At 73.0% G+C, this 21,041-nt stretch carries 10 protein-coding genes; 8 read left to right on the forward strand and 2 right to left on the reverse strand.

Annotated features, from left to right (window positions below):
• Window positions 1–114: 114 nt before the first annotated feature.
• Together ABDZ66_RS11390 and ABDZ66_RS11395 are read right to left on the reverse strand one after the other, a co-directional pair.
• Window positions 115–2,400 (reverse strand): FTR1 family protein, encoded by a 2,286-nt coding sequence (locus ABDZ66_RS11390; protein WP_343758924.1) that lies wholly within the window; start codon window positions 2,398–2,400, stop codon window positions 115–117.
• Window positions 2,393–3,409 carry an imelysin family protein gene (locus ABDZ66_RS11395; RefSeq protein WP_343758926.1) on the reverse strand — a complete coding sequence of 339 codons (1,017 nt, stop codon included), beginning with the start codon at window positions 3,407–3,409 and terminating at the stop codon, window positions 2,393–2,395. Before ABDZ66_RS11395 ends, ABDZ66_RS11390 begins: the two co-directional genes overlap by 8 nt.
• 45 nt (window positions 3,410–3,454) lie before the next feature.
• On the opposite strand from ABDZ66_RS11395, the gene ABDZ66_RS11400 reads away from it, so the two are divergent.
• From ABDZ66_RS11400 to ABDZ66_RS11435, 8 genes are all read left to right on the forward strand, one after another.
• Complete coding sequence (locus ABDZ66_RS11400; protein ID WP_343758929.1) at window positions 3,455–3,892, forward strand: RrF2 family transcriptional regulator; 438 nt, start codon at window positions 3,455–3,457, stop codon at window positions 3,890–3,892.
• A gap of 382 nt (window positions 3,893–4,274) precedes the next feature.
• Window positions 4,275–6,989, forward strand: coding sequence for a beta strand repeat-containing protein (locus ABDZ66_RS11405; RefSeq protein ID WP_343758931.1), 2,715 nt, complete (start codon window positions 4,275–4,277; stop codon window positions 6,987–6,989).
• Between the two features lie 6 nt (window positions 6,990–6,995).
• Window positions 6,996–8,540: a hypothetical protein gene (locus ABDZ66_RS11410; protein WP_343758933.1), complete on the forward strand. Its 1,545-nt coding sequence runs from the start codon at window positions 6,996–6,998 to the stop codon at window positions 8,538–8,540.
• Window positions 8,537–13,294 (forward strand): COG1470 family protein, encoded by a 4,758-nt coding sequence (locus ABDZ66_RS11415; protein ID WP_343758935.1) that lies wholly within the window; start codon window positions 8,537–8,539, stop codon window positions 13,292–13,294. Before ABDZ66_RS11410 ends, ABDZ66_RS11415 begins: the two co-directional genes overlap by 4 nt.
• 8 nt (window positions 13,295–13,302) lie before the next feature.
• Window positions 13,303–16,146 carry a Tad domain-containing protein gene (locus ABDZ66_RS11420; RefSeq protein WP_343758937.1) on the forward strand — a complete coding sequence of 948 codons (2,844 nt, stop codon included), beginning with the start codon at window positions 13,303–13,305 and terminating at the stop codon, window positions 16,144–16,146.
• 187 nt (window positions 16,147–16,333) lie between these two features.
• Window positions 16,334–16,978, forward strand: a complete 645-nt coding sequence (locus ABDZ66_RS11425; protein ID WP_343758939.1) for a hypothetical protein — start codon at window positions 16,334–16,336, stop codon at window positions 16,976–16,978.
• Between the two features lie 188 nt (window positions 16,979–17,166).
• Window positions 17,167–18,663 (forward strand): sensor domain-containing diguanylate cyclase, encoded by a 1,497-nt coding sequence (locus ABDZ66_RS11430; RefSeq protein WP_343758941.1) that lies wholly within the window; start codon window positions 17,167–17,169, stop codon window positions 18,661–18,663.
• Between the two features lie 103 nt (window positions 18,664–18,766).
• Window positions 18,767–20,989, forward strand: a complete 2,223-nt coding sequence (locus ABDZ66_RS11435) for an HD domain-containing phosphohydrolase (RefSeq protein WP_343758943.1) — start codon at window positions 18,767–18,769, stop codon at window positions 20,987–20,989.
• Window positions 20,990–21,041 lie beyond the last annotated feature (52 nt).

Consider the following 21,041-nt stretch of genomic DNA (forward strand, 5'->3'; position numbering starts at 1 on the left):
AGAGCTGCTCCGCAGAGCAGGAGAAAACCGGATTCCGGACGTGGAGTTGGCTGATCGGTGGTGTTCCGATCTGTCAACGAAATAAACGGAATCCGTATGACACGGCCGCGCCGCTCACGACAGGGCCGCGCCCTGGCGTCTGCGGCGCAGTTCGCGTTCCTTCAGTCCCTCGGCCAGGTAGAACGAGCCGATCACCGCCACGAGCGCGCCCACCTGGAGCAGCGCGCCCTCCCAGGTGGCGTGCAGGCCCAGCCACAGGCCCAGCCAGGCGGGCACGGTCAGCGGCAGCGGGTGAACCGGCAGCCAGCCCACCAGCTGCAGCGTGTGGACCGTGTTGCCGACCATCACGCCCAGCACCGCGGCGATCAGGACGCCCGTCCAGATCAGCAGTTTCTTCATGGGCAGTTTCGCCTGCCAAGTGAAGACGAGCGCGCCCACGCCGGTCACGGCCGCCAGGCCCGCCGCCGTCCCGCTCAGCACCGGGGTCACGCCGGCCTGCAGCACCAGCGACTGCAGGAACAGCACGGTCTCGAAGCCCTCGCGGTAGATGCTGGTGAAGCCCAGGACCGCCAGTCCCCACCACTGCGCCTTCCAGGCGGCGGGGGCGTGCGTCAGTTCATGCTTGTGCTTCTGGAAGGCGGCCATGCGGTCCGTCCAGTACACCTGGTGGAAGAACCAGTTCATGATCAGCAGCAGCACGCCGATGGCGATCACGGACACCACGGCCTCGAGTTTCTCGCCGTAGCGTCCCAGCAGCGAGAGGGTCTGCTGCAGGGCCAGCCAGGTCAGGACGGTGGCGACGCCGGCGCCGGCCGCGCCCAGCCACATCGGCCGGCGCAACCTGACCAGCGGGCCCTTGCGGAGGCTGCCCATCAGGGCGGCCAGGATCAGCACCGCTTCGAGGCCCTCGCGGAACACGATGATGCCGGCGTTGGTGGCCACCGCGGTCGGCGCGACGTCCGTGCCCAGGATCTTCCCGACGTCCGCGAGGGTCAGTTGCAGGGCGGCGCGGGTGGCGCTGAAGTCGTCGGGGGTCGCCTGTTCACGGATCAGGGCGGCCAGCCCCCGGGGGCGGGTGCCGTTCCACAGCAGGTCCTCGAGCCTGACCTTGAGGTCCGGGTTGAACACGGCAATCCGCGCCTCGGTGCCGCTTTCGAGCAGGGCGTAGGCGTCCAGGCGGGCGGTCTCGGCGGCGGTCCACTCGCCGTCCTGCGCGGCGGCCACCACCGCGTCGAGCTGGGTGCGGATGACGTCCAGGTCGGCGTTCGCGTCGGTCCTGCGCCAGTCGGCGGGAATGGCGGCGTTCGCGTCGGCCAGCAGGGTCTGCACCTGCCGTTGCAGTCCGTCGGGGGGCAGGACCGACCGCTTCATCGCCTGGGGGGACAGCTGTCCGCCCAGGGCGTGCAGGGCCGCGGTGAGCTGCCTCGCCCGTGCCTGGTCGGGCAGCAGCGGCGCGATGTCGGACAGGGCCGACACGGCGCCGGCGTGGAAGGTGCGGGCCTCGTTGACCTCGACCTCGTGCGTGACGACGGCATGCGGTCCGTTCATGTTCACGCCGCGCGCGTACTCGACCGGCACCAGCGAGAGGAACCGCACGACCTGCGCCGAGCGGCCGTTGCGTTCGAGCTCGCTGAGCGGCGCGGCGCGGAAGCCTTCCAGTGCCGCCTGGACGGCCGGGAGTGAGGCCGGCAGCGCCGCGAGTTGCGCGGTCATCTGCCGCGCGGCCTGCGGGCCGCGTTGAGCGGCGTACGGCGCTTCCAGCAGGCGGAAGTACCCCTGGGCGAGGGCTTTGTTCTCGGCGCTGAGGGTCGTGAAACTGCGTTCCTGCGCGACCCGCAGTTCCCGCAGGGCGTCGTTGAGCCGCGACTGATACGCGTCGAGCAGGTCTGAATGCACCGCCGACAGGGCCTGCCGGGCGGTGATCTTCCCGGCGCTCAGGTCCTGCAGGGCGGTGGTGGCGTCGGCGTTCAGGCGGCTCAGCGGGCTGGCGCTGCGGTACTCGCGGACGACCAGCCAGTCGCTCGCCGCGCGGACGTCCCCGGCCGCGAGGCTGCGTTCCAGTTGCGTGTACGACTCGCGCAGCAGGGCCGTCCAGGCCTGAGCGCCGGCCGCGGCGAGGGCGGGCGCGTCGCCGCGGCGCGCGGCCTGCTCGGCGCGGGCGAGGGCGGCGGGCACCTGGGAGCCGTTCAGGGCCGGCACCGCCCCGGAGGCCCGGCGCGCCTCACGGACAAGCTGCGCGGCCGCCGGGGGGTCGAAGCTCACTTCCAGGGTCGCCTCGGCCAGTCGGCTGCGCATGGCCTCGGCCGGGGTGGCGTGGTCGGCGGCGCGCGCGGTCCAGCCGCCCAGGGCCAGCAGCGCGAGGAGGAACGGCCCGGCGCGGCCTGCGGCGCGCCTATTCAACGTGCACGCCCAGCAGCGCGGCGGCCTGCGTGATCCGCCCGGTGATGACGGTGGCGCGGTTCTGCGCTTCCTTCTGGAGCTGCTCGGCCTGCTCGGGGGTGTAGCGGCGGGTCTTCTCCCGCTGGAGCAGGCGGTCGACGAACGTGGCGAGTTCGTTCAGGCCGCTGCCGATCTGGGTGTCCAGGGTGGCGCTCCTGGCTTTCACGTCCGGGCGCAGCCCGGCGTACATGGCCTGCCAGGAGGCCACGTTGCCTTTCAGGTCACTCAGGCGCGAGATCACCACGAAGTCCTTGCGGGTGCTCTGGGCGCCCAGGACGAAGGGGGTGGTCTTCCAGTCCTCGAAGAAGACCGGGCCGACGGTGGGGACGTTCGCGACGAGCGCCCCGAAGACGTCCTCGCGGGTGGGGTTCCAGGCGGCCGCGGCCCGGCGCAGGCGCTGGCTCTCGCTGTGCAGCCGGTCCGACGCGGCTTTCAGGACGTTCGCGTCGGGCAGCTGGTCCCCGAGGTCCGTGCGGCCGTTGCCGTTCACGTCGAAGGGCACGCCGCTGCTGTAGGCCTTCACGGTGCCCCACAGCGTGCCTTCGGTCACCCCGAACAGATTGCCGGGTCTGGGCAATACCCGGCCGCTGGGGAGGGTGAGGTCGAAGGGAACGGCGTCCTCGGGGCTGTCGGCGGCGCTGGTCCCGGCGTCGAGGATCACGTCGAACGCCGCGAGGGACTCGACGCCGGCGACGATGCCCTCGATGTTCTCGTAGGCGGGACTGGCCTTCTGCCAGCCCTGGCGGGCGGCCTGCAGGGTGGTGCGGACGCCGGGTTGGGTGGCGAGCCGGCGGTAGTTGAAGTTCGCGGCCTTCGCGGCGGCGTAGTAGGTGTCCGCCGCTGTTTTCAGGGCGGCCGTGCCGCTCAGCTGGGTGGTGAGCCGGGTGTCGAGGTAGGTCTTGACGCCGCTCAGGTCCGCTGCGGAGGCGGTGGTGCTGAGCGCGAGGGCCAGGGGGAGCCAGAACTTCATACCGAGATATTGGACTAATCCGATTAAATAAGTCAAGATTGGCGCATGTGGCTCTCCACCCGTGCCCAGTATGGCCTGCGCGCCCTCATCGACATCGGCCGTCACCACGGGCAGTTCGTGTCGCTGCGCGACGTCTCCAGACGACAGGGCATCAGCCACCACTACCTCGAACAGCTCGTGGGCCCCCTGCGCCGCGCCGGGTTCATCAGGAGCGTCCGCGGCGCGCACGGCGGCTACCGCCTCGCCCGCCCCCCCCACGAGATCACCGCCTACGAGGTGGTCATCGTCATGGAAGGCAGCCTCGCGCCCGTCGCCTGCGTCGAGCCCGACCACGCCTGCCAGGCCGCCGGCGTCTGCGGCACCCAGGCCCTCTGGAAGCGCGTCGATGACGCCCTGCGCGACGTGCTCGACCGCAGTACGCTGCGCGACCTCATCCTGGAAGCCGAGAGCGGCGACCACGCACGCCTGCTGCAGCTCACCTGAAAGCAGCCCGGGCCGCCTTCAGCGACAGTTGAACTGTCCTGCAGACAACCTTCATGTCCACCGGCCGTCCCCCCCGACCGGGGGGTCCGGCTGTCCCCCTTTATGTCCGGGTTCTGTCAGAAATCACATTCCCCCACCGGGACTTCATGAAGGGCGCCGGGGGGGGGACCCGGGCAGCCAGCCTGCACACCCCCCCCCACCAGCCCGGATTCTTCACACTTCGCCCCGCGCAGTGTGATTTTTTTTGCATTCGGCCCACCTGAGTCCTTCATGAACCGTCAAGCGGCGGGCGTAAGAGGGGCGTAGGCCCCCCCACCGTAACGTCACGGAAAGAGGCCGTCTCTGGCAGGCCATCACCCCCTCACGACCTGGAGGTCACCTCATGAACAACGTTCCCCGTATGCTGCTGCTGTCCGCTGCCCTGGCCCTGTCCGGAGGTGCGCTCGCCGCCGGTACCGCCGCGAACACCGTCATCACCAACAAGGCCGTCCTGACCTACAAGGACGCCCTGAACGCCAACCGGACCGTCGACTCGAACGTCGCGACCGTCACCGTCCGCCAGGTGTTCGCCGTGACCGTCACGCCCGACAGCCCAGAGACGCCCATCGCCCCGGCCCGCGCCTTCGCGACCTTCGCCGGCGGCACCCGCCAGATCCCCTACACCCTGAAGAACCCCGGCAACGGCAGCGACACCTACACCCTGAGCGTCACGCAGTCCACGGGCGACGGCTTCGACGCCGGCATCCGCATCCTGCGCGGCGGCGTCGAAGTCACGGGTCCCATCACCCTGGCCGCCGAGGCCACCGCCGACCTGATCATCGAGGCGACCGTTCCCGCCGGCACCCCCGACGGCCTCGCCTCGCGCTTCGCGCTGGTCGCCACCTCGAACGGCAGCGCCACCGTCACCGACTCGGACAACTACGCGCAGCTGAGCGTCAGCACCGCCGGCCAGCTGAACCTCGGCCTGAGCGTCTCCCCCACCGGCCCCGTCACCCCCGGCAGCACGCTCTCCTACACCTTCACCGCCACCGTGCCCAGCGGCAACCCCGCGCGCGGCGTGACCGGCGTCGTGACCGTGGACGGCACGCCCCGCAACGGCATCCTGCTGCGCGACCCGCTGAGCAACCAGACCTTCAGCGCGATGGGCGTCGCCACCTTCACCCCGGGCAGCGGCAGCAGCACCCCCACGCTGCTGCGCCTGTACTCCACCGACGGCGGCGCCACCTGGACGGCCACCGCGCCCGCCACGCCCGCGAACGTGAACGCCGTGGCGCTGCTCGTGGAAGGCAGCGGCGACCTGCTCAGCAGCGGCGACAGCGTCAGCCTGCAGTTCAGCACCCGCGTGCCCGATGCGGCCCTGGCGAACACCAGCATCACCAACACCGTCAGCGGCACCTTCGACGGCAACGCCGACGCGGACGGCAACGACACCGGCGAGCAGCCCGTCAGCCTGACCACCACCGTCCAGGTCGCCACCGTCAGCCGCGCCGCCGTCGGGCCGTTCAGCTTCCCGGAAGCCGGCGCGCCCTCCACCGGCACGTACACCATCGGCGGCGTGACCATCGCCCGCAACGACGACACGCAGACCACCCAGACCGACATCGTGGCCGGCAGCAGCGTCACCTTCCGCGAGACCCTGAAGAACACCGGCAACGCCACGAACACCTTCACCCTGGCCGTCAGCGGCGTCCCGGCCGGCTGGACCTGCACCGTGCGCAACATCGACGCCAGCGGCACGCTGGGCAGCGCGATCTCCTCGGCCGTGTCCCTGAACGTCAACGACACCCTGGAATTCGCCGTCACCTGCTCGGTGCCCTTCTCGGCCGCCGGCACGACGAACACCACCCTGACCGTCACGGCCACCCCCAGCGGCGGCGCGGCCGACACCACCACCAGCGTCGTCACCCGCGTCACGGCCGCCGGCCTGCCGGTCCTGGGCAACAGCGACCGCGACCCGACCACCGCCCCCGGCACCACGTCCGTCACGGTCAGCGCGAACCCCGGCAGCAACGCCGTGTTCCCGCTCGAACTGCGCAACGGCGGCCCGGCCGACGAGGCCTTCACCCTGAGCGGCCCCACCGGCACGCGCTACTACATCGACGCGAACAACAACGGCGTCCTGGACGCCGGCGATACCGAACTGACCGGCGCGACCGCCCCGATCACCCCCGGCGGCACCCTGTTCCTGCTGGCCGTCACCCCCATCCCGGCGAACGGGTCGGCCGGCGACACCCCCGTCACCTTCACCGCGACCTCCACCACCGACGCGGGCCGCACGACCAGCGTGAGCGACGTGGCGCGCACCAACGCAGTCACCAGCGGCACCTTCGCGCCGGACGGCGCGCAGAGCACCATCAGCGGCGGCCGCGTGACCTACACGCACACCCTCACCAACACCAGCAACGACGCCGCCAACTTCACCGTGCCGGCCGTCACCTCCGCGCAGGGCTTCGCGTACGCCTTCTCCACCAGCGCCGCCGGTCCCTTCACCTCCACCCTGAGCGGCACGGTCGCGCAGGGCGGCACGCAGGCCATCTACGTGCAGGTCACCGCGCCCACCGTGGGCAGCGCCAGCACGCCCAGCGAGGCCGCCACGGTCGAGGTCAACCTGACCGCGCAGCGCGACCCGCGCGCCACCGTCACCCTGCGGGTCACCGACACCACCTCGGTGCAGTCCGTCCTGGCCAGTGTCAACAAGACCGTCCAGCTGTGCGCGGACGCCGCGTGCAACACCGCCACCCCCATCACGGACGGCAAGGCGAACCCCGGCGACTACCTGCGCTACACCCTGGTGGTCCGCAACGACGGCACCAGCGCCCTGAAGAACGTCGTCCTGCAGGACCAGCTGCCGGTCGACGCGAGCAGCAACATCGTGACCAGCTACGTGAAGCTGGGCGCCAGCAGCTCCGACGTGCTGTTCAGCACCAACGGCGGCACCAGCTGGTTCAGCAGCGCCACCTCGCCCGCCAGCCTGAACGGCGCGGCCGGCAGCTTCCTGGCCGCCCTCGACACCGACGGGGACCGCACCATCACCGACGCGGACGTCCTGAACCCCGGCGCCACCTTCACCGTGACCTTCGTGGTCCGGGTCAACTGAGGCCGCATGTCCTTCCTCCCCTCCATCCCATTCCGGTCGGCCCTGCTGATCACGCTGGCTCTGCTCGGCGCTGGGACGGTCCGTGCCGGGGAGATCCGTAACACCGCCACCCTGCGCGTCAGCGCGCCCGGCGGCACCCCGGTCCTGATTCCGTCGAACACCGTCACGCTGCGCGGACTGGAAGCCTGCACGCCCAGCGTCACGCCCGACGGACAGGGCGGGGCGCCCTCGCGGGTGATCCGCAGCGCCGCGCCCGGCACCATCCTGATTCCCTACACCGTCAGCGTGAGCGGCGACCAGGGTGGCCCCGTCACCCTGCAGGCCAGCCTGCTCGAGGCTGTGGACGGCGTGCAGGTGCGCGTGCAGGACAGCGCCGCCGCCGACGCCCGCGAACTGACCACCCTGACCCTGAACCCCGGCCAGTCGCGGGACGTGACGGTCGCGGTGACCGTGACCCGCGCCCTGAACGCCACGCTGAACGTGAACCTCGCCGCGACCTGCGGCGCGCGCAGCGACCGCGTGAACGTCACGCAGGTGCAGCTGCAGCCGGAAGTGGCGCTGCTGCTCGGCCACAGCGTCACCCCGGCCGCCACGCAGCCCGGCGACGAACCCACCTTCACCCTGACCCTGCCGCTCAGCGGACCGGACGGCGGGTCACCCACCCTGACCGTCACGCTGCCCGCCGGCCTGAACTTCATCCCGGACAGCGCGCAGCGCGGCGCCCAGCCGGTCCCCGCGACCGTCAGCGCCGACGGGCGGCAGGTCACGTTCACGCCCGGAGCGGTCCCGGCCGGGCAGACCCTGACCGTCACCTACCGCGCCCGCGTCGGCGTGGACGCCGTCGGCAGCTCCGGCGGCGACCAGGACCTGACGGCCGTCGGGGTGGCCAGCCTGACCGGCCCGGACGGCCGGACCACCCGCAGCAACGAGGCCGCCGCCACCGTGCGCGTCACGCCCGGCGTGTTCGACCGCCGCGCCACCCTGGTCGGCGAGGTGTTCCTGGACCTGAACGGCAACGGCCGCCGCGACCCGCAGGACTCCCCGCTGGCCGGCGCGCGCGTGCTGCTCGCCAGCGGCGTGCAGGGCGTGACCGACGAGATGGGCCGCTACGCCCTGCGGAACCTGGTGCCCGGCCCCTGGCTGGTCACGCTCGACCGCGACACCGCGCCCTTCGCGCCCGTGCCGGGCTTCGGGCCGCGCGTGGTGGACGTGTTCGCGCTGACCCGCGTGGACTTCGCGCTGCAGCAGCCCAGCGCCGTGACCGGCAGCGACCTGCCGGGCGGGGCCTCCCCCAGCCTCACCACCGTGCGCAGGGGACCGCTGCTGATCACGCGCCGCGTGACGGCCACCGCGGCGGGCGGCAGCGTCGTGACCCTGACCGTCAGCAGCGCCCGGCCCGTTCAGGACGTGGTCGTCACCGACCGCGCCAGTCAGGACAGCGAGGAACGCGCCTTCAACCTCGGGGCCCTGACGGATCCCGTTACACTGCAGTACCTTACCCTCACACCGGCCGGTTCGAACGACCCGGACGTGCTCTGGAGAGAACCATGAAGGTCCCCCTCACACCTTCTTCACGCCCCCCCGTCGCCACGCCGCCCCCACCCTCCGGCCGCCTGCCGCGCCTGCTGGCGCTCGGCGCCCTGCTGCTCAGCGGGGCCCAGGCGGCCCCCGTGATCCTGCGCGCCACCCTGAGCAGCCCCGACGGAACCGCCGTCGCGGCCAGCGTCGAACTGCGCGGCGCCGCCCTCCCGGGCGGCGTTCAGCAGCTGCGCCTGCCGGTCGGCGGGACGCTGCTGGACCTGCCCGAAGGCAGCTACACGCTGCGCCTGAACGGCACCGGCGCCCGTCTGGAACAGAGCCGCCTGGACGTGGGTCCCGGCGGCGCCGACCTCACGCTCACGGTGCAGCCGGACGTGACAGCCACGCTGGACCTCCCGGCGTCCGCGGCGGTCGGCAGCACCGTCACCGCCCGCCTGACCCTGCGCAGCGCCTACAGCGAGCCGCTGACCTTCACGCCGGACCTCAGCTTCGACGAGGGCCTGGTGCCGCTGGGCACCACCAACCTCACCCGGACCGTCCCGGCCGGCGGCAGCGTCACCACCGAGCTTCCGGTGCTCGTCGGCAGCGCCGGGCCGCTGGACGTGCGGGTCACGCTGCCGGGCCTGGACACCCCGGTCACCGCGCAGGTGCAGGGCACGCAGCCCGACCGGCTGACCGTGACCGTCACCCCGGACCTGGAGGTGGCGGGCCGGGCGACCCTGACGGTCGAGAATCCCGGCGCGCCCCTGACCGTCCCCGTCTCCCTGAGCGGCGCGGGCGTGACCGGCCTGCGCCTGAGCGAGAACGGCCAGCCGGTCAGCACCCTCACGCTGGACAGCGGTGAGAGCCGCGTCCTGACCCTGAGCGGTGACGTGCAGGGCCCGGACGCCGCCGCGACCGTCACGCTCGGCAGCAGCGTGACCCGCGTGCCGCTCACGGCGGTCCTGCCGGACCTGCGTGCGGCGCTGAGCGTCAGCCCCCCCGACCCGCTGCCCGGCGAGACCGTGACCGTCACCCTGGACGTCCGCAACGCCGGCGCGGCCGCCGCGGGCGGCGACCTGAGCGTGCAGTGGCCCGCCTGGCTGACCCCGCAGGACGCGCCGGCCGGCCCGCTGACCGTCGCCGCCGGGGAGGGCGCGCAGCGTCAGTGGACGGCCCGCGTGGCCTTCGGCGCACCCGAGACCGGCACCGTGCAGGTGCGCGGCGCGGGCGACCTGTCCGCGCTGCGTCTGGGCGCCCCGGTACGCCGCACGCTGCTGGGCCTGCGGGTCCTGCCGGCCCCCGCGCAGGAGGCCGGTTCCGGCGCGGAACTGCCGGTCTTCGTGCAGAACCCCACCGGACGGCCCGTCACGGTCCGGCTGGGAAACGTCGCCAGCCCGCCCTCCGTGGTGGTTCAGCCGCCACGCGTTCCCATCCGACCGGAAGCGGACGGCGCGCCCCCCGCCCCGAAAGAAGACACCCCCGCCGAACCCGAGGACACGCGCCCGCTGCTGACCCTCTCCCCCTACAGCAGCGGCGTCACCCGCATTCCCTTCACCACCGACGAGGAGGGCGTCACGACCCTGACCGTCACGCCCGAGGTGGATGGCGCGGTCGTGGGCGCACCGCAGAGCGGCCCGCTGACCTTCACGGCGCGGCCGCTCGCCAGCCGCTCGACCGTGATCACCCTGCCGTTCAGCGTGCGCGGCCTGACCACCGGCTCCCTGCTGGCCGCGCACCTGCCGCCGGAAGGCGCGGCGTACCGCGCCGGCAGCAGCGCGCTGCGCGTGGCCGGGCAGGTCCGGCCCCTGCCCGACCCGCGCGTGGGCGAGGGCGGCCGCCTGTACTGGACCCTGCCCGCCGGCACGGCCGAGGGCAGCCTCACCTACACCGTCGCGCACGTCGGCGTGATCGGCAGCCCCGAACCGCTGGGCCTGAGCGCCCGCGTGGGCGAACGCGACCTGATCCTGTCCGGCAGCGTGGACGCCGCCGACGCCGCGCGCGCCACGACCCTGAGCGCCACCGAACGCGACGGCCTGATCCGCTCGCCGCGCGACGGCGTGATCCTCGCCGAGGGCGCCCGCACCAACGTCACCCTCGAAGGCCCGGCGGACGTGCCCGTCACGCTGAAGGTGAACGGCCAGGTCATCCCGGAAGCGCTGCTCGGCGAGGCCGGGCAGGCGCAGGGCATCTCCCGGCTGGTGTACATCGGCCTGCCCCTCACGGTGGGGGAGAACCTGATCGAGGCGAGCTTCGGGCAGCAGAGCGACCGCGTGCGCGTCCGCGTGCCCGGCCAGGCCGAGCGGCTGGACCTGACCCTCGACAGCGGCGTCACCGCCGACGGCAGCAGCCCGGTGGCCCTCCTGGTCCGCACGGTGGACGCCCAGGGCCTCCCCAGCGGGTCCGGGCAGGTCACGGTCTCCACCGACCTCGAACCGCTCGACCCGGACGCCGACCCGCAGACCGCCGGGTACCAGGTGAACCTGAGTGGCGGCGTGGCGCGCGTGCGCCTTGAACCCATCAGCAGCGCCCGCACCGTGAACGTGCAGGCCGCGCTGGGCAACCTGCGCGCCACCCGCGCCCTGTTCGTGGACGTTCCCAACGAGACCCTGGTCACCTACCAGGCCAGCGCCGGGCTGCGCTACTCGCCGGCCGGCGGCCTGCGCTTCGAGGGGCAGGCGCGCGGGTACGCCGAGGTTCCGCTGCTCGGCGGGGCGCTGCAGGCGTCGGGCGACACCGCCGGACTGCCCGGCGTGACCTCCGCCGCGACCGTCGGGAAACGCTTCGCGCTGACCGGCAGCGGCAGCGAGTCCCGCACCAACCTCAGCAGCGACCTGGGCTTCGCGTTCCGCTACGAGCGGCGCGACCTGAGCCTGGGCTACTACGACGGCGCGCTGGCCCTGCCGCCGCTGTCCACCCTGCCGCGCGCCAGTGCGCTGCGCGGCGAACTCCGCGCCGGTCCCTGGAGCGTGCGCGGACTGGTGGCCCGCACGCCCACCGGGAGCGTCACGGACCTGATCCAGCCGGACGGAGGGCGCAGTTACCTGCTGTCGCGCTCGCCACGCACCGGCAGCGAGCGCGTCACGCTGATCAGCGGCGCGACCCAGCAGGTGCTGCAGGCCGGCCGTGACTACCAGCTCGACGCCCTCGGCGGCCGCCTGACCCTCGCGGCGCCGCTGGGCCTGTACGGCCCGGACTTCCAGCCGCAGCAGCTGTCCGTGAGTTACGTGCCGGACGGCAGCGACGCCCGCGAACTCACGCTGGGCGCCGGCCTGAGCTACGCGCAGGGCCCCTGGACCGTGGACGGCGGCGTGGCCCGCACCGGCGCGGACTTCCGGTACGGCGCGCAGGTGCAGTACCGCACGCTGCCGCTCACGGTCCTCGCCTCGTACCTGCGCGACCCGGGCACGCACCCGCAGGGGCGGTTCGGGATCGACGCGCAGTACCACGAGGGACCGGTCACGGCCAGCGCCGCGTACACCTACGATCCCGGCGCGGCCAGTGAGGCCGCCGTCAGCGGCGTGGGCGAGGTCACCTACCGGCAACCGACGTTCGGCGTGAAACTGCAGCACCGCCTGCAGGCGGGCGACCAGCGGGTCACGCTGACCGCCGACCGACCGCTCGACGCCCGCTGGACCGTCGGGGCCGGCGCGGAGATCGTGTGGCCCTCCGCCACGCAGGGCACCGGTCTGAACGGCGTGGTGCTGGCCCGCTACGCCCTGGACCGCACCAGCGCCGAACTGCAGCACTCGCAGCCGCTGCTGGGCAGCGGCCGCCCGCAGTCGCGCCTGAACGTCAACTACCGCCTGAGCAGCACCGCCAGCCTGCTCGGGCGGGTGCAGCAGACCTGGGGAGACCAGGGCTCACTGATCGGCGAGGTGGGCGTGCAGCAGCAGCTGGGCAACGCGAACCTGAACGTGTCGTACCAGCTGCCCGGCGCGAGCGGACAGAGCAGCCGCGCCCGTTTCGGGGTGGACGTGCCGATCAACGTGACCGACCGCGTCAAGGCGAACGTCAGCGCGTCGGTCGCCCGTGAACTCGCCACCGGCCTGAACTCCGCGACCGGCGCGGTCGGCGTGCGGTACCTGGGCGAGACCTTCTCCGCGTCGCTCGGCGCCGACGCCACCCGCGGCACCGACACCCGCCTGACGGTCCGCGGCGGCGCGACCGGCACGCTCGGGCAGCACGTCCTGAGCGTGGACGGCAGCGTGCAGGTCCTCCCGACCACCCAGGCGCAGATGACCTTCAGTCACGCCTGGCGCAACGACCGCCTCGCGCTGCTGCAGTACCACCGCCTGGGCAACACGGACGCCGGCAGTGTCGGCACGGTGTTCGAGGGAGAGATCGCCCTGGACGCGCAGGTGCCGCTGCGCCGCGCGCCGGACACCACGGACGCACCGGCCGGGGCTCCCGCCGGCACGCCCACGCCGGACGGCACCCCGGGCGCCGGGCAGAACGACGCCCCGGCCCGCCGCCTGTCCCTGCAACCCAGCTTCGCGTACCGCGTGCCCGTCACGCAGCGTGAGAAGAGCACCTACCAGGGAGGCCTGAGCGTCACCCTGCCCATCACCGACCGCCTGAGCGCCGGCCTGAACACCTACCTGATCTCGCAGCCGGGCCTGAACGCCCTGAACCTCACCTACGGCGCGGACCTGCGCTACCGGGTCAACGACGGCCTGCGCCTCGTGGCCGGGTACACCGCGGGCGCGACCGGCACCACCGCCGGACTCACCCCCGGCGCGAACCCCGGCGTGTTCCTGCGCGCCGACCTGTCTGGAGGCCGCTGATGCCCCGAATGAACCGACCGAACCGGGTCACGCACTGGCTGTCCCACCTGACGCTGCTGCTGACCCTCCTGATCACCACCTGGACCGGAGCCGCCCAGGCCGGGTCCTGCGCGGCCGTGGCCTGCGTCGCCGCCGGCCCGCGCCTGCTGAGCGTGGATTCGCAGCGCAGCGTGATCCTGAACGCCCTGTTCCAGGGTCTGCTGGGCGGCGGGTCCCTGAACCTGAGCGCCGCGGACTGGAACGCCATCGCCAACGCGGACGTGAACCTCGGCCTGTTCCTCGACGCCCTGCAGGCCGGCGCCGGCGTCGGCACCACCCGGGAAGCGCTGGACGCGGACGTGACGGTCCTGAAGGTGCTGGACGTGGCCGCCCAGGCGGCCCAGACCTCCGGAAACACGGCCGCCGTGAACGCCCTGAACCTGCTGCGCCCCGCGGTGTCCGGCCTGAACGGCACCATCCGGCTGGGTGACCTGCTGAAACTGGAGGGCAACAGCGCCGCGTTCCTGACCTCGCAGGTGAACCTGCTGAACCTGCTGACCGGCAGCGCGCAGCTGTTCAACTACCGCAACGCCCTGACCACCCCCACGCCCGTGACCCTCAACCCGGTGGGCGTGAACCTGTCGGGCCTGGGGCTGGGCGTGAACACGGTCACGCCGACCGTGAAGGTGTACCTGCAGGTCATCGAACCGCCGGTGTACCGCTGCGGCCCGCAGGGCACGCAGTTCAACACGGCCGCCATCCGCGCGAAACTGAACGTGGACCTGGGCGGCACGCAGCTGAACGTGCTGGGCGTGGCCGGCGCGAAACTCACGCTGACCACCCTGGACCTGTACCTGGAAGTCGCCAAGGCCAGCGGCACCATCGGCACCATCGACGCGGTCACCCGCGCCCTGAGCCTGGACGCGCAGCCCGGCGTGGCGCAGCTGGGCCTGGGGCAGATCAGCGACAGCGTGTTCTTCAACCGTTCGGTCGCCAATCCCTTCGCGTCGCTCACGCAGGCGATCATCGGCACGGTGGACCTGAGCGTGCGGGTCACCCCCCTGCTGGAAGTTCCGATCGTGCTGAACGTGAAGGCCAAGGCCTTCGCGGACGGCACCTACCCGCTGGCGACCGTCAGCGCCGCTCCCCCCTACCCGCGGACGTACACGGTGGGCAGCAGCAGCGCCGCCGTCGGCACGCTGGTCGGCACGCTGCTGACCAGCCTGGGCACGCCCGGCAACCTCACCCTGGAACTCCGGGACCCCGCGCCGCTGGTCCCGACCGCGCTGCTGACCAGCACCATCACCTCGGTCACGTCCGGCGTGCTCTCCACCCTGGGGGCCGCGCTGCAACCCATCCTGGAAACCGTGCTGATGGCGACGGTGGATCAGGTGCTGCGCCTGCTGGGCATCGGCATCGGCGAGGCCGTGTTCACGGTCGGCGGCGCCGGGAACGTCTGCACGGTCACCGGCGTGCTGTACCACGACCGGCAACCCGACGGCACCCTCAACGCCGAGGACTGGGACGGCCCGGCCTCCTTCGTGAACGCCGTGACAGGCGGCCGCGTGCAGGGCTCGGCGGGCGTCCCGGCCGGCCCCGGCCGCTTCACGCTGGCCCTGGCCGAGGGCACCTACACCCTGTCGGTGGCCCGCAGCGCCGCGGCCACCACCGCCGAGAAACCCGCCGGTTTCGTGTTCGTGAATCCGGTCAGCGGCACCAGCACCGTGACCATCACGGCCGCCAGCACCTCGGTCCCCGAGCAGACGTTCGGCCTGTTCCGCGGTGACCGCCTGAGCGGCGAGGTCTTCCGGGACGACGGACGCGGCCCCGGCGGCGCCGCGCACGACGTCGCCCGGCAGGGCGCCGAGACGGTCCTGGCCGCGCGCACCCTGACCGTCAGCGGCACACGGGCGGGCGCGGCGGTCTCCCGCAGCGCCGTGACCGGCACCGACGGCACGTACACCCTGTTCGTACCGGGCGACTGGTCCGGCCTGACCCTGCGCACCGACCTGAGTGCCACCGAGACCCTGACCGGCCTGCGCCTGAACGGCGCGGCCACCCTGGCCGGCGACGTGAGCGACCCCGCCGTGCGGGAGTACGCGCTGCCCGCCCCCAGCGGCGCGGACCAGACCCTGAACGCCGGCCTGACCGGACGCGCCACGCTGAGCCCGGACCGCAGCGCGCGCGGCGAGGCGCCCCTGACCGTGCGTTACGCCCACACCTTCACGCCCGGCACGACCGGCACGGTGTCGTTCGCCAAGAGCGGCCCCTTCAGCGGACAGGTGTACCTGGACCGCGACTGTGACGGCACGGTCACGCAGGCCGAACGGACGCCCGTGGGCAGCGTCACGGTGGACGACCGCTGGCCCCGCCTGCCGGACGGTCACCTCGCGGGCTGCGCGCTGGAGGTCCAGGTGACGGTTCCCGCCGGCACGGCGGTCGGCACGGTGGAGACCGCGCTGGTCACCGCCAGCCTCACCTGGGCCAACCGGCCGGCGGTGCAGGACCTGGCGAGCGTGACGGACACGACCACCGTGACGGCCGGCGCGACGCTGGTCAAGACGGTGGAGAACCGCACGCGCGGCCTGGGCGTGGTCGCCTCGGCGGTGGACGCCCTGCCGGGCGACCGCCTGCGCTACTGCCTGAACGTGCGCAACCCCACGGCGGACGTCCTGACGGGCGTGACGGTCTCCGACGCGTTGCAGGGCGTGGCGGCGTACGTGCCGGGCACGCTGACCCTCGAGGGCGTGACGCTCAGCGACGCGCCTGACACCGACGCCGGCGAGATCGTGCTCCGGACCGTGACGGTGCGCCTGTTCGACCTGGCGGCCGGAGCGACGCAGCAGGTGTGTTTCGAGGTGCTGGTCCCCTGATCCGGCTCCGGATTGAATGGTGTTGGCACCCCGTTCAACCGGAGTCCGTCTGCCCCGCCGTGCGCGTCCGCGTGGGTCGCGCCGGCCGGGGGGCGCAGGAGGCCGGGACTGTCCGTGGGCCGGCGGGACTGCCCCCATCCGGGGTGAGGGACACCTGGAGGGGCGCCACTGACCTACCATGCAGTTCATGCCGTCCGATCTCTTCTCCGCGTCTCTCACGGCACCCGACCTCCTTCCTTCCACGTCCCGCCCGGCCCGCCGGCCGGCCCTGCTCGAACAGGTCCTGCACAGTGACGACCTGAGCTACCGCGTGGCGCAGGCGGTGTCGGTCATTCACGCGCACCGGCAGCAGGGGCACTGGCTGCGGCTGCTGCTGTTGCCGGGCCCGGTCCCGGAGGTCGCGGCGCTGCTGGGCGAACGCCTGCACCGGCCGGGCGCGAGCGTGGGCCTGGGGTCGTCGCTGGGGCACGCGCAGCACCTGCTGGGACGCTGCGCCGCGCCGCTCGGCACGGATCCCGCCCCGCTGCACGCGCTGGTGGCGGCCGGCGGGGTGCTGGAAGTCATTCCGACCGGCGCGGAGGCGCAGGTGCTGACGCAGACGCAGGCGCTGGCCGCCGCGCTGGACGCGCAGCTGCGGGCGGCGCAGCCGGTCCCGGCCCGCGGGCTGTTCTCGTTCCGGCGGTCCCGCGCTCCCGCGGACGAGTCGGGCACGCAGGCGGAACTGGAGGTGCAGGGGCAGCTCCGGGCCCTGCGCGCCGCGCTGGGAGACCTGCAGGCCGTGGTGCTGCGGAGCACCAGCCTCGACTGGGATGACGTGCCGCTGCTGCCCTGAGACGGACTCGGATTGAATGGCTTATAAAGCCATTCAATCCGAGCGGATGCGAGTAGGAGAGAAACGGGTTCCGGACGTGGAGTTGACGACCCGGTGCCGTTCCGGGTTGTCAACGAACCGTGTGGGCGCGCCGGCGGGCCCCGCGTCACCGCTGCGCGGCCCGCCCCTGGGTCTGGCATGATGGGTCCATGAGCCAGGAAGCGAACGCAGAACAGCAGCGGCTGGCCGCGCTGGCCCGGTACGCGGTGCTCGACACGTTGCCCGAGCACGCCTTCGACCGGGTCACGCACCTGGCGGCGCGGCTGTTCGGCGCTCCCATCGCGCTGATCTCGCTGGTGGATCAGGACCGGCAGTGGTTCAAGGCCTGCCTGGGCCTGGACACCCGCCAGACCGACCGGTCCCTGTCGTTCTGCGCGCACACCATCCTGGGTGACGGCGTGATGGTCATCCTGGACGCCTGGCAGGACCCGCGCTTTGCACGCAACGGACTGGTGACGGGGTCGCCGTTCATCCGTTTCTACGCGGGCGCGCCGCTCGTCACGCCGGACGGGTTCAAGCTCGGCAGTCTGTGCGTGATCGACACGCAGCCTCGCGCGGCGTTCAGTGCGGAGGACCGGGCGTCACTCGCCGATCTGGCCGGCATCGTGGTGAGCGAACTGGAGTTGCGTTTCGCGAAGCGGGAACTGGAGACCGAGGTGCAGGGGCGCGCCCAGATGATGAATTTCCTGCGTGAGACGCAGGCGGTGAACGAGGCGCTGCTGGGGGTCAGCACCCTGGCGCAGCTGGAACTGCCGCCGCAGGACACGGCGGCCTTCGCGATCGAACTGGTCGCGCAGGCCGCGCAGGTGGACTGGGCGGCGCTGGCCGCCGTGGATGCCGGGGGCAGCCGCGCGCTGAACATGTGGAATGTCACGCCGGCCGGGCAGGCCTTCTCGGAGCTGATGCCGCAGCATCTACCGCCGGGCGAGGGCGTCGTGTGGACGGTCGCGCGCAGCGGCGAGGCGCGCTACGAGCAGCATTACGCTTCGGTGTCCGGCGCGTCGGCGTCGGTGGTGCAGGCGGGCGCGCAGGCGGTCGCGTGGCTGCCGCTGGGTGAGTTCGGCGGGCGCAGCTTCGTGGTGCTGTTCGCGCTGCTGCGGCCGCAGGCCAGCTGGTCGGCGCGGCAGCGCGAGCTGTTCGAGGCGGCGGCCAGCGTCATGCGGCAGGCCATGAACATGCGGGAGATCACGCGGCAGGCCGAGACGTCGGCGCGCACGGATCCGCTGACCGGCCTGGGCAACCGCCGCTCGTTTCTGGAGGACGCGGGCCTGCCCGGCGGCTGCCTCGTGGCGGTGGACGTGGACGGCCTCAAGCGCGTGAACGACTCCCAGGGGCACGCGGCGGGCGACGAGCTGCTGCGGGTGTTCGGGCGGGCGCTGCGGGCGCTCGGTCCGGAGCGCGGCGCGGCCTACCGGATCGGCGGGGACGAGTTCGCGCTGCTGCTGCCGGGCGGCGGGAGCGACGCGCTGGTCAGCGGCTGGGTGGGCGGCGCCGTGACGGCGGTGCACGCGGCGGGCTTCAGCGACGTGGACGCCTCGTTCGGCGTGGCGCGCTGGCCGGACGAGGTGACGGATCACGCCGCGGCCCTGCAGCTGGCCGACACGCGGCTGTACCACCGCAAGCGCGAGCGGTCACCGTCTCGCTGACCCGCCGGGGGTCGTCCGGACGTATGCTGGCGTGAAGCAGGAGATCCGGCGCGTGCCGGGAGCAGCGCCCGCCCCCGGTCCGGACCGGGGCGGAAGGGAGTTCATGACGCAGCGACCGAACGCACAACCCGGCCGGCCGGCCGCCCTCGGGCGTAGCCTGCTCACGTTCCTCACCTCGCAGCCCGAGTTCATGCTGCTGACCGTGGACGCCCAGGGGCGGATCGAGGCGGCGCAGGGCAACGTGGCCGGGCTGCTGGGCACCGCGCCGGAGACGCTGCCGGGGCAGTCACTGGCCGACCTGCTGGTGCCCGAGGACCGCGCCGCGCTGGACGGCCTGACGGATCAGACGCGCCGCCTGACCGGGCGGCTGCGGAGCGGTGGGGGTGGGCGCTGGTGCGAACTGAACGTGCTGCCACTGGACCGTCCGGGGGAACGGCTGGTGTTCGTGCGGGACCTCTCGGCGCAGCGGGCCGCCGAGGACCGTACGCGGGCGCTGGAAGCCCGGCGGCAGGCGCTGCTGGACGTCGCCACGGACGCGATCGTCACCATCGACCGGCATGGGCGGGTGGTGGTCTGGAACCGCGCGGCGGAACGGACCTTCGGGTACAGCGAGCAGGACGCGCTGCACCAGCCGCTGGTGAACCTGATCGTGCCGCCGGAGGCGCGGGCCGCGCACCTGAGTGGCATGAGCCGGCACCAGCAGACCGGCGAGGGGCGGTTCTCGGGCCGGCGGGTGGAACTGCAGGCGGTCCGGCGGGACGGGGAGCGGCTGCTGGTGGCGGTCAGCATGACGCCGGTCCTGATCGAGGGGGAGCTGTTCTACACGGCGTTCATTCAGGACCTGACGCAGCAGCAGGCGGCGCAGCGGCAACTGCGTGAGCAGGCGCTGCACCTGAACCTGATGTACGAGCAACTGCCGGTCCTGTCCTGGACGACCGATCAGGACCTGCGGGTGAGGATGGTCTCGGGCGGGGGGCTGGCGCGGCTGAACCTCGACTCGGCGCCGCTGGTGGGGCAGCGGATCGCGGACCTGCTGCGCGGGTCCTCCCACGCCGAGCAGGGGGTGAGCGCACACATGTCGGCGCTGGCGGGGCAGCGGGGCCGGTACACGCATCCGTTCCGGGAGCACCTGTTCGAGGTGCAGGTCAGTCCGCTGCACAGCGAGTCGGGCCAGACGGTGGGCACCGTGGCGCTGGCGACCGACGTGACCGACCAGCGGCGTGAGGAGATCGGCGAGCAGTACCGGGCGCGGGTGCTGCGGTCCATCGCGACCGGGGAGCCGCTGGGCGACACGCTGCACCTGATCGCCGACCTGCTCGCGCAGCAGGCCTCACGCCTGCAGGTGCAGCTGCTGACCGTGCGCGGCGGGACGCTGCAGACCGCGCCGGGGCGGCCGCTGCCGCCGGAACTGGCGGGCGTGTTCAGCGGCCCGGTGCGGCCCGAGGCGCTGCATCCGGCGTGGGTGACGGCCCTGCACAGCCGCGACCTGACGGTCTGCGCACTGAACGAGGATGGAAGCTGGACGCCGTTCCGGCTGGCGACGGCGCGGATGGGCGTGCGGGCGCTGTGGCTGATGCCGGTCACGTCCCGGACGGGTGAGGTGATCGGCGTGATCGCCGCGTACCGCGCCGCGCCGGGCGGCCCGTCGGTGCGGCTGGCGGGGCTGCTGGGGCAGGCGGCGCAGCTGATGACGGTCGCGGTCGAGCAGGACCAGTACCTGCAGACGATCCTCACGACCCGGGAGGAGACGCTGCGGACCCTGGGGGTGGCGCTGGAATTCCGGGATTACGAGACCAAGGGGCACACCGACCGGGTGGTGCGGCTGAGCCTGGACCTGGCGCGCCGGCTGGGGCTGAGCGGGGAGCAGCAGGACGAGTTGCGGCGCGGCGCGTACCTGCACGATCTGGGCAAGATCGCCATCCCGGACCAGATTCTGCTCAAGCCGGGGCGGCCCACCCCCGACGAGTGGGAACTGATCCGGCGGCATCCGGTGACCGGGTACGAGATGCTGCGGCACACGCCGGCGCTGGGCGCGGCCTGCCTGGAGGTGGTGCTGCACCACCACGAGCACTGGAACGGCAACGGCTACCCGCACGGGCTGGCCGGCGCGCGGATACCGCTGCTGGCGCGGGTGTTCGCGGTGGTGGACACCTTCGACGCGCTGACCTCGGCGCGGCCGTACAAGGCGGCGTGGCCGGAAGACCAGGCGCTGGCGGAACTGGAAGGCATGGCGGGGCGGGTGCTGGACCCGCAGCTGGTCGCGGCGTTCGTGCAGTTGCGGCGCGCGGCGCGGCCGGGGGGGGCGCCCGCCGGGCCGGACGGCTGACCCGCCGCGCGTCACCCTGGGTTGACGGTCCGTCAACCCACGGTTAACCTTC

Origin of the sequence: Deinococcus depolymerans (assembly GCF_039522025.1) — a bacterium.
GTDB classification, from domain to species: domain Bacteria; phylum Deinococcota; class Deinococci; order Deinococcales; family Deinococcaceae; genus Deinococcus; species Deinococcus depolymerans.

Excerpts from the sequence above, each read along its gene's own strand:
- ABDZ66_RS11425 (WP_343758939.1), top strand. The coding sequence starts at position 16,334 with ATGCCGTCCGATCTCTTCTCCGCGTCTCTCACGGCACCCGACCTCCTT.
- ABDZ66_RS11410 (WP_343758933.1), top strand. The coding sequence starts at position 6,996 with ATGTCCTTCCTCCCCTCCATCCCATTCCGGTCGGCCCTGCTGATCACG.
- ABDZ66_RS11395 (WP_343758926.1), bottom strand. The coding sequence starts at position 3,409 with ATGAAGTTCTGGCTCCCCCTGGCCCTCGCGCTCAGCACCACCGCCTCC.
- ABDZ66_RS11420 (WP_343758937.1), top strand. The coding sequence starts at position 13,303 with ATGAACCGACCGAACCGGGTCACGCACTGGCTGTCCCACCTGACGCTG.
- ABDZ66_RS11415 (WP_343758935.1), top strand. The coding sequence starts at position 8,537 with ATGAAGGTCCCCCTCACACCTTCTTCACGCCCCCCCGTCGCCACGCCG.
- ABDZ66_RS11405 (WP_343758931.1), top strand. The coding sequence starts at position 4,275 with ATGAACAACGTTCCCCGTATGCTGCTGCTGTCCGCTGCCCTGGCCCTG.
- ABDZ66_RS11430 (WP_343758941.1), top strand. The coding sequence starts at position 17,167 with ATGAGCCAGGAAGCGAACGCAGAACAGCAGCGGCTGGCCGCGCTGGCC.
- ABDZ66_RS11400 (WP_343758929.1), top strand. The coding sequence starts at position 3,455 with ATGTGGCTCTCCACCCGTGCCCAGTATGGCCTGCGCGCCCTCATCGAC.
- ABDZ66_RS11435 (WP_343758943.1), top strand. The coding sequence starts at position 18,767 with ATGACGCAGCGACCGAACGCACAACCCGGCCGGCCGGCCGCCCTCGGG.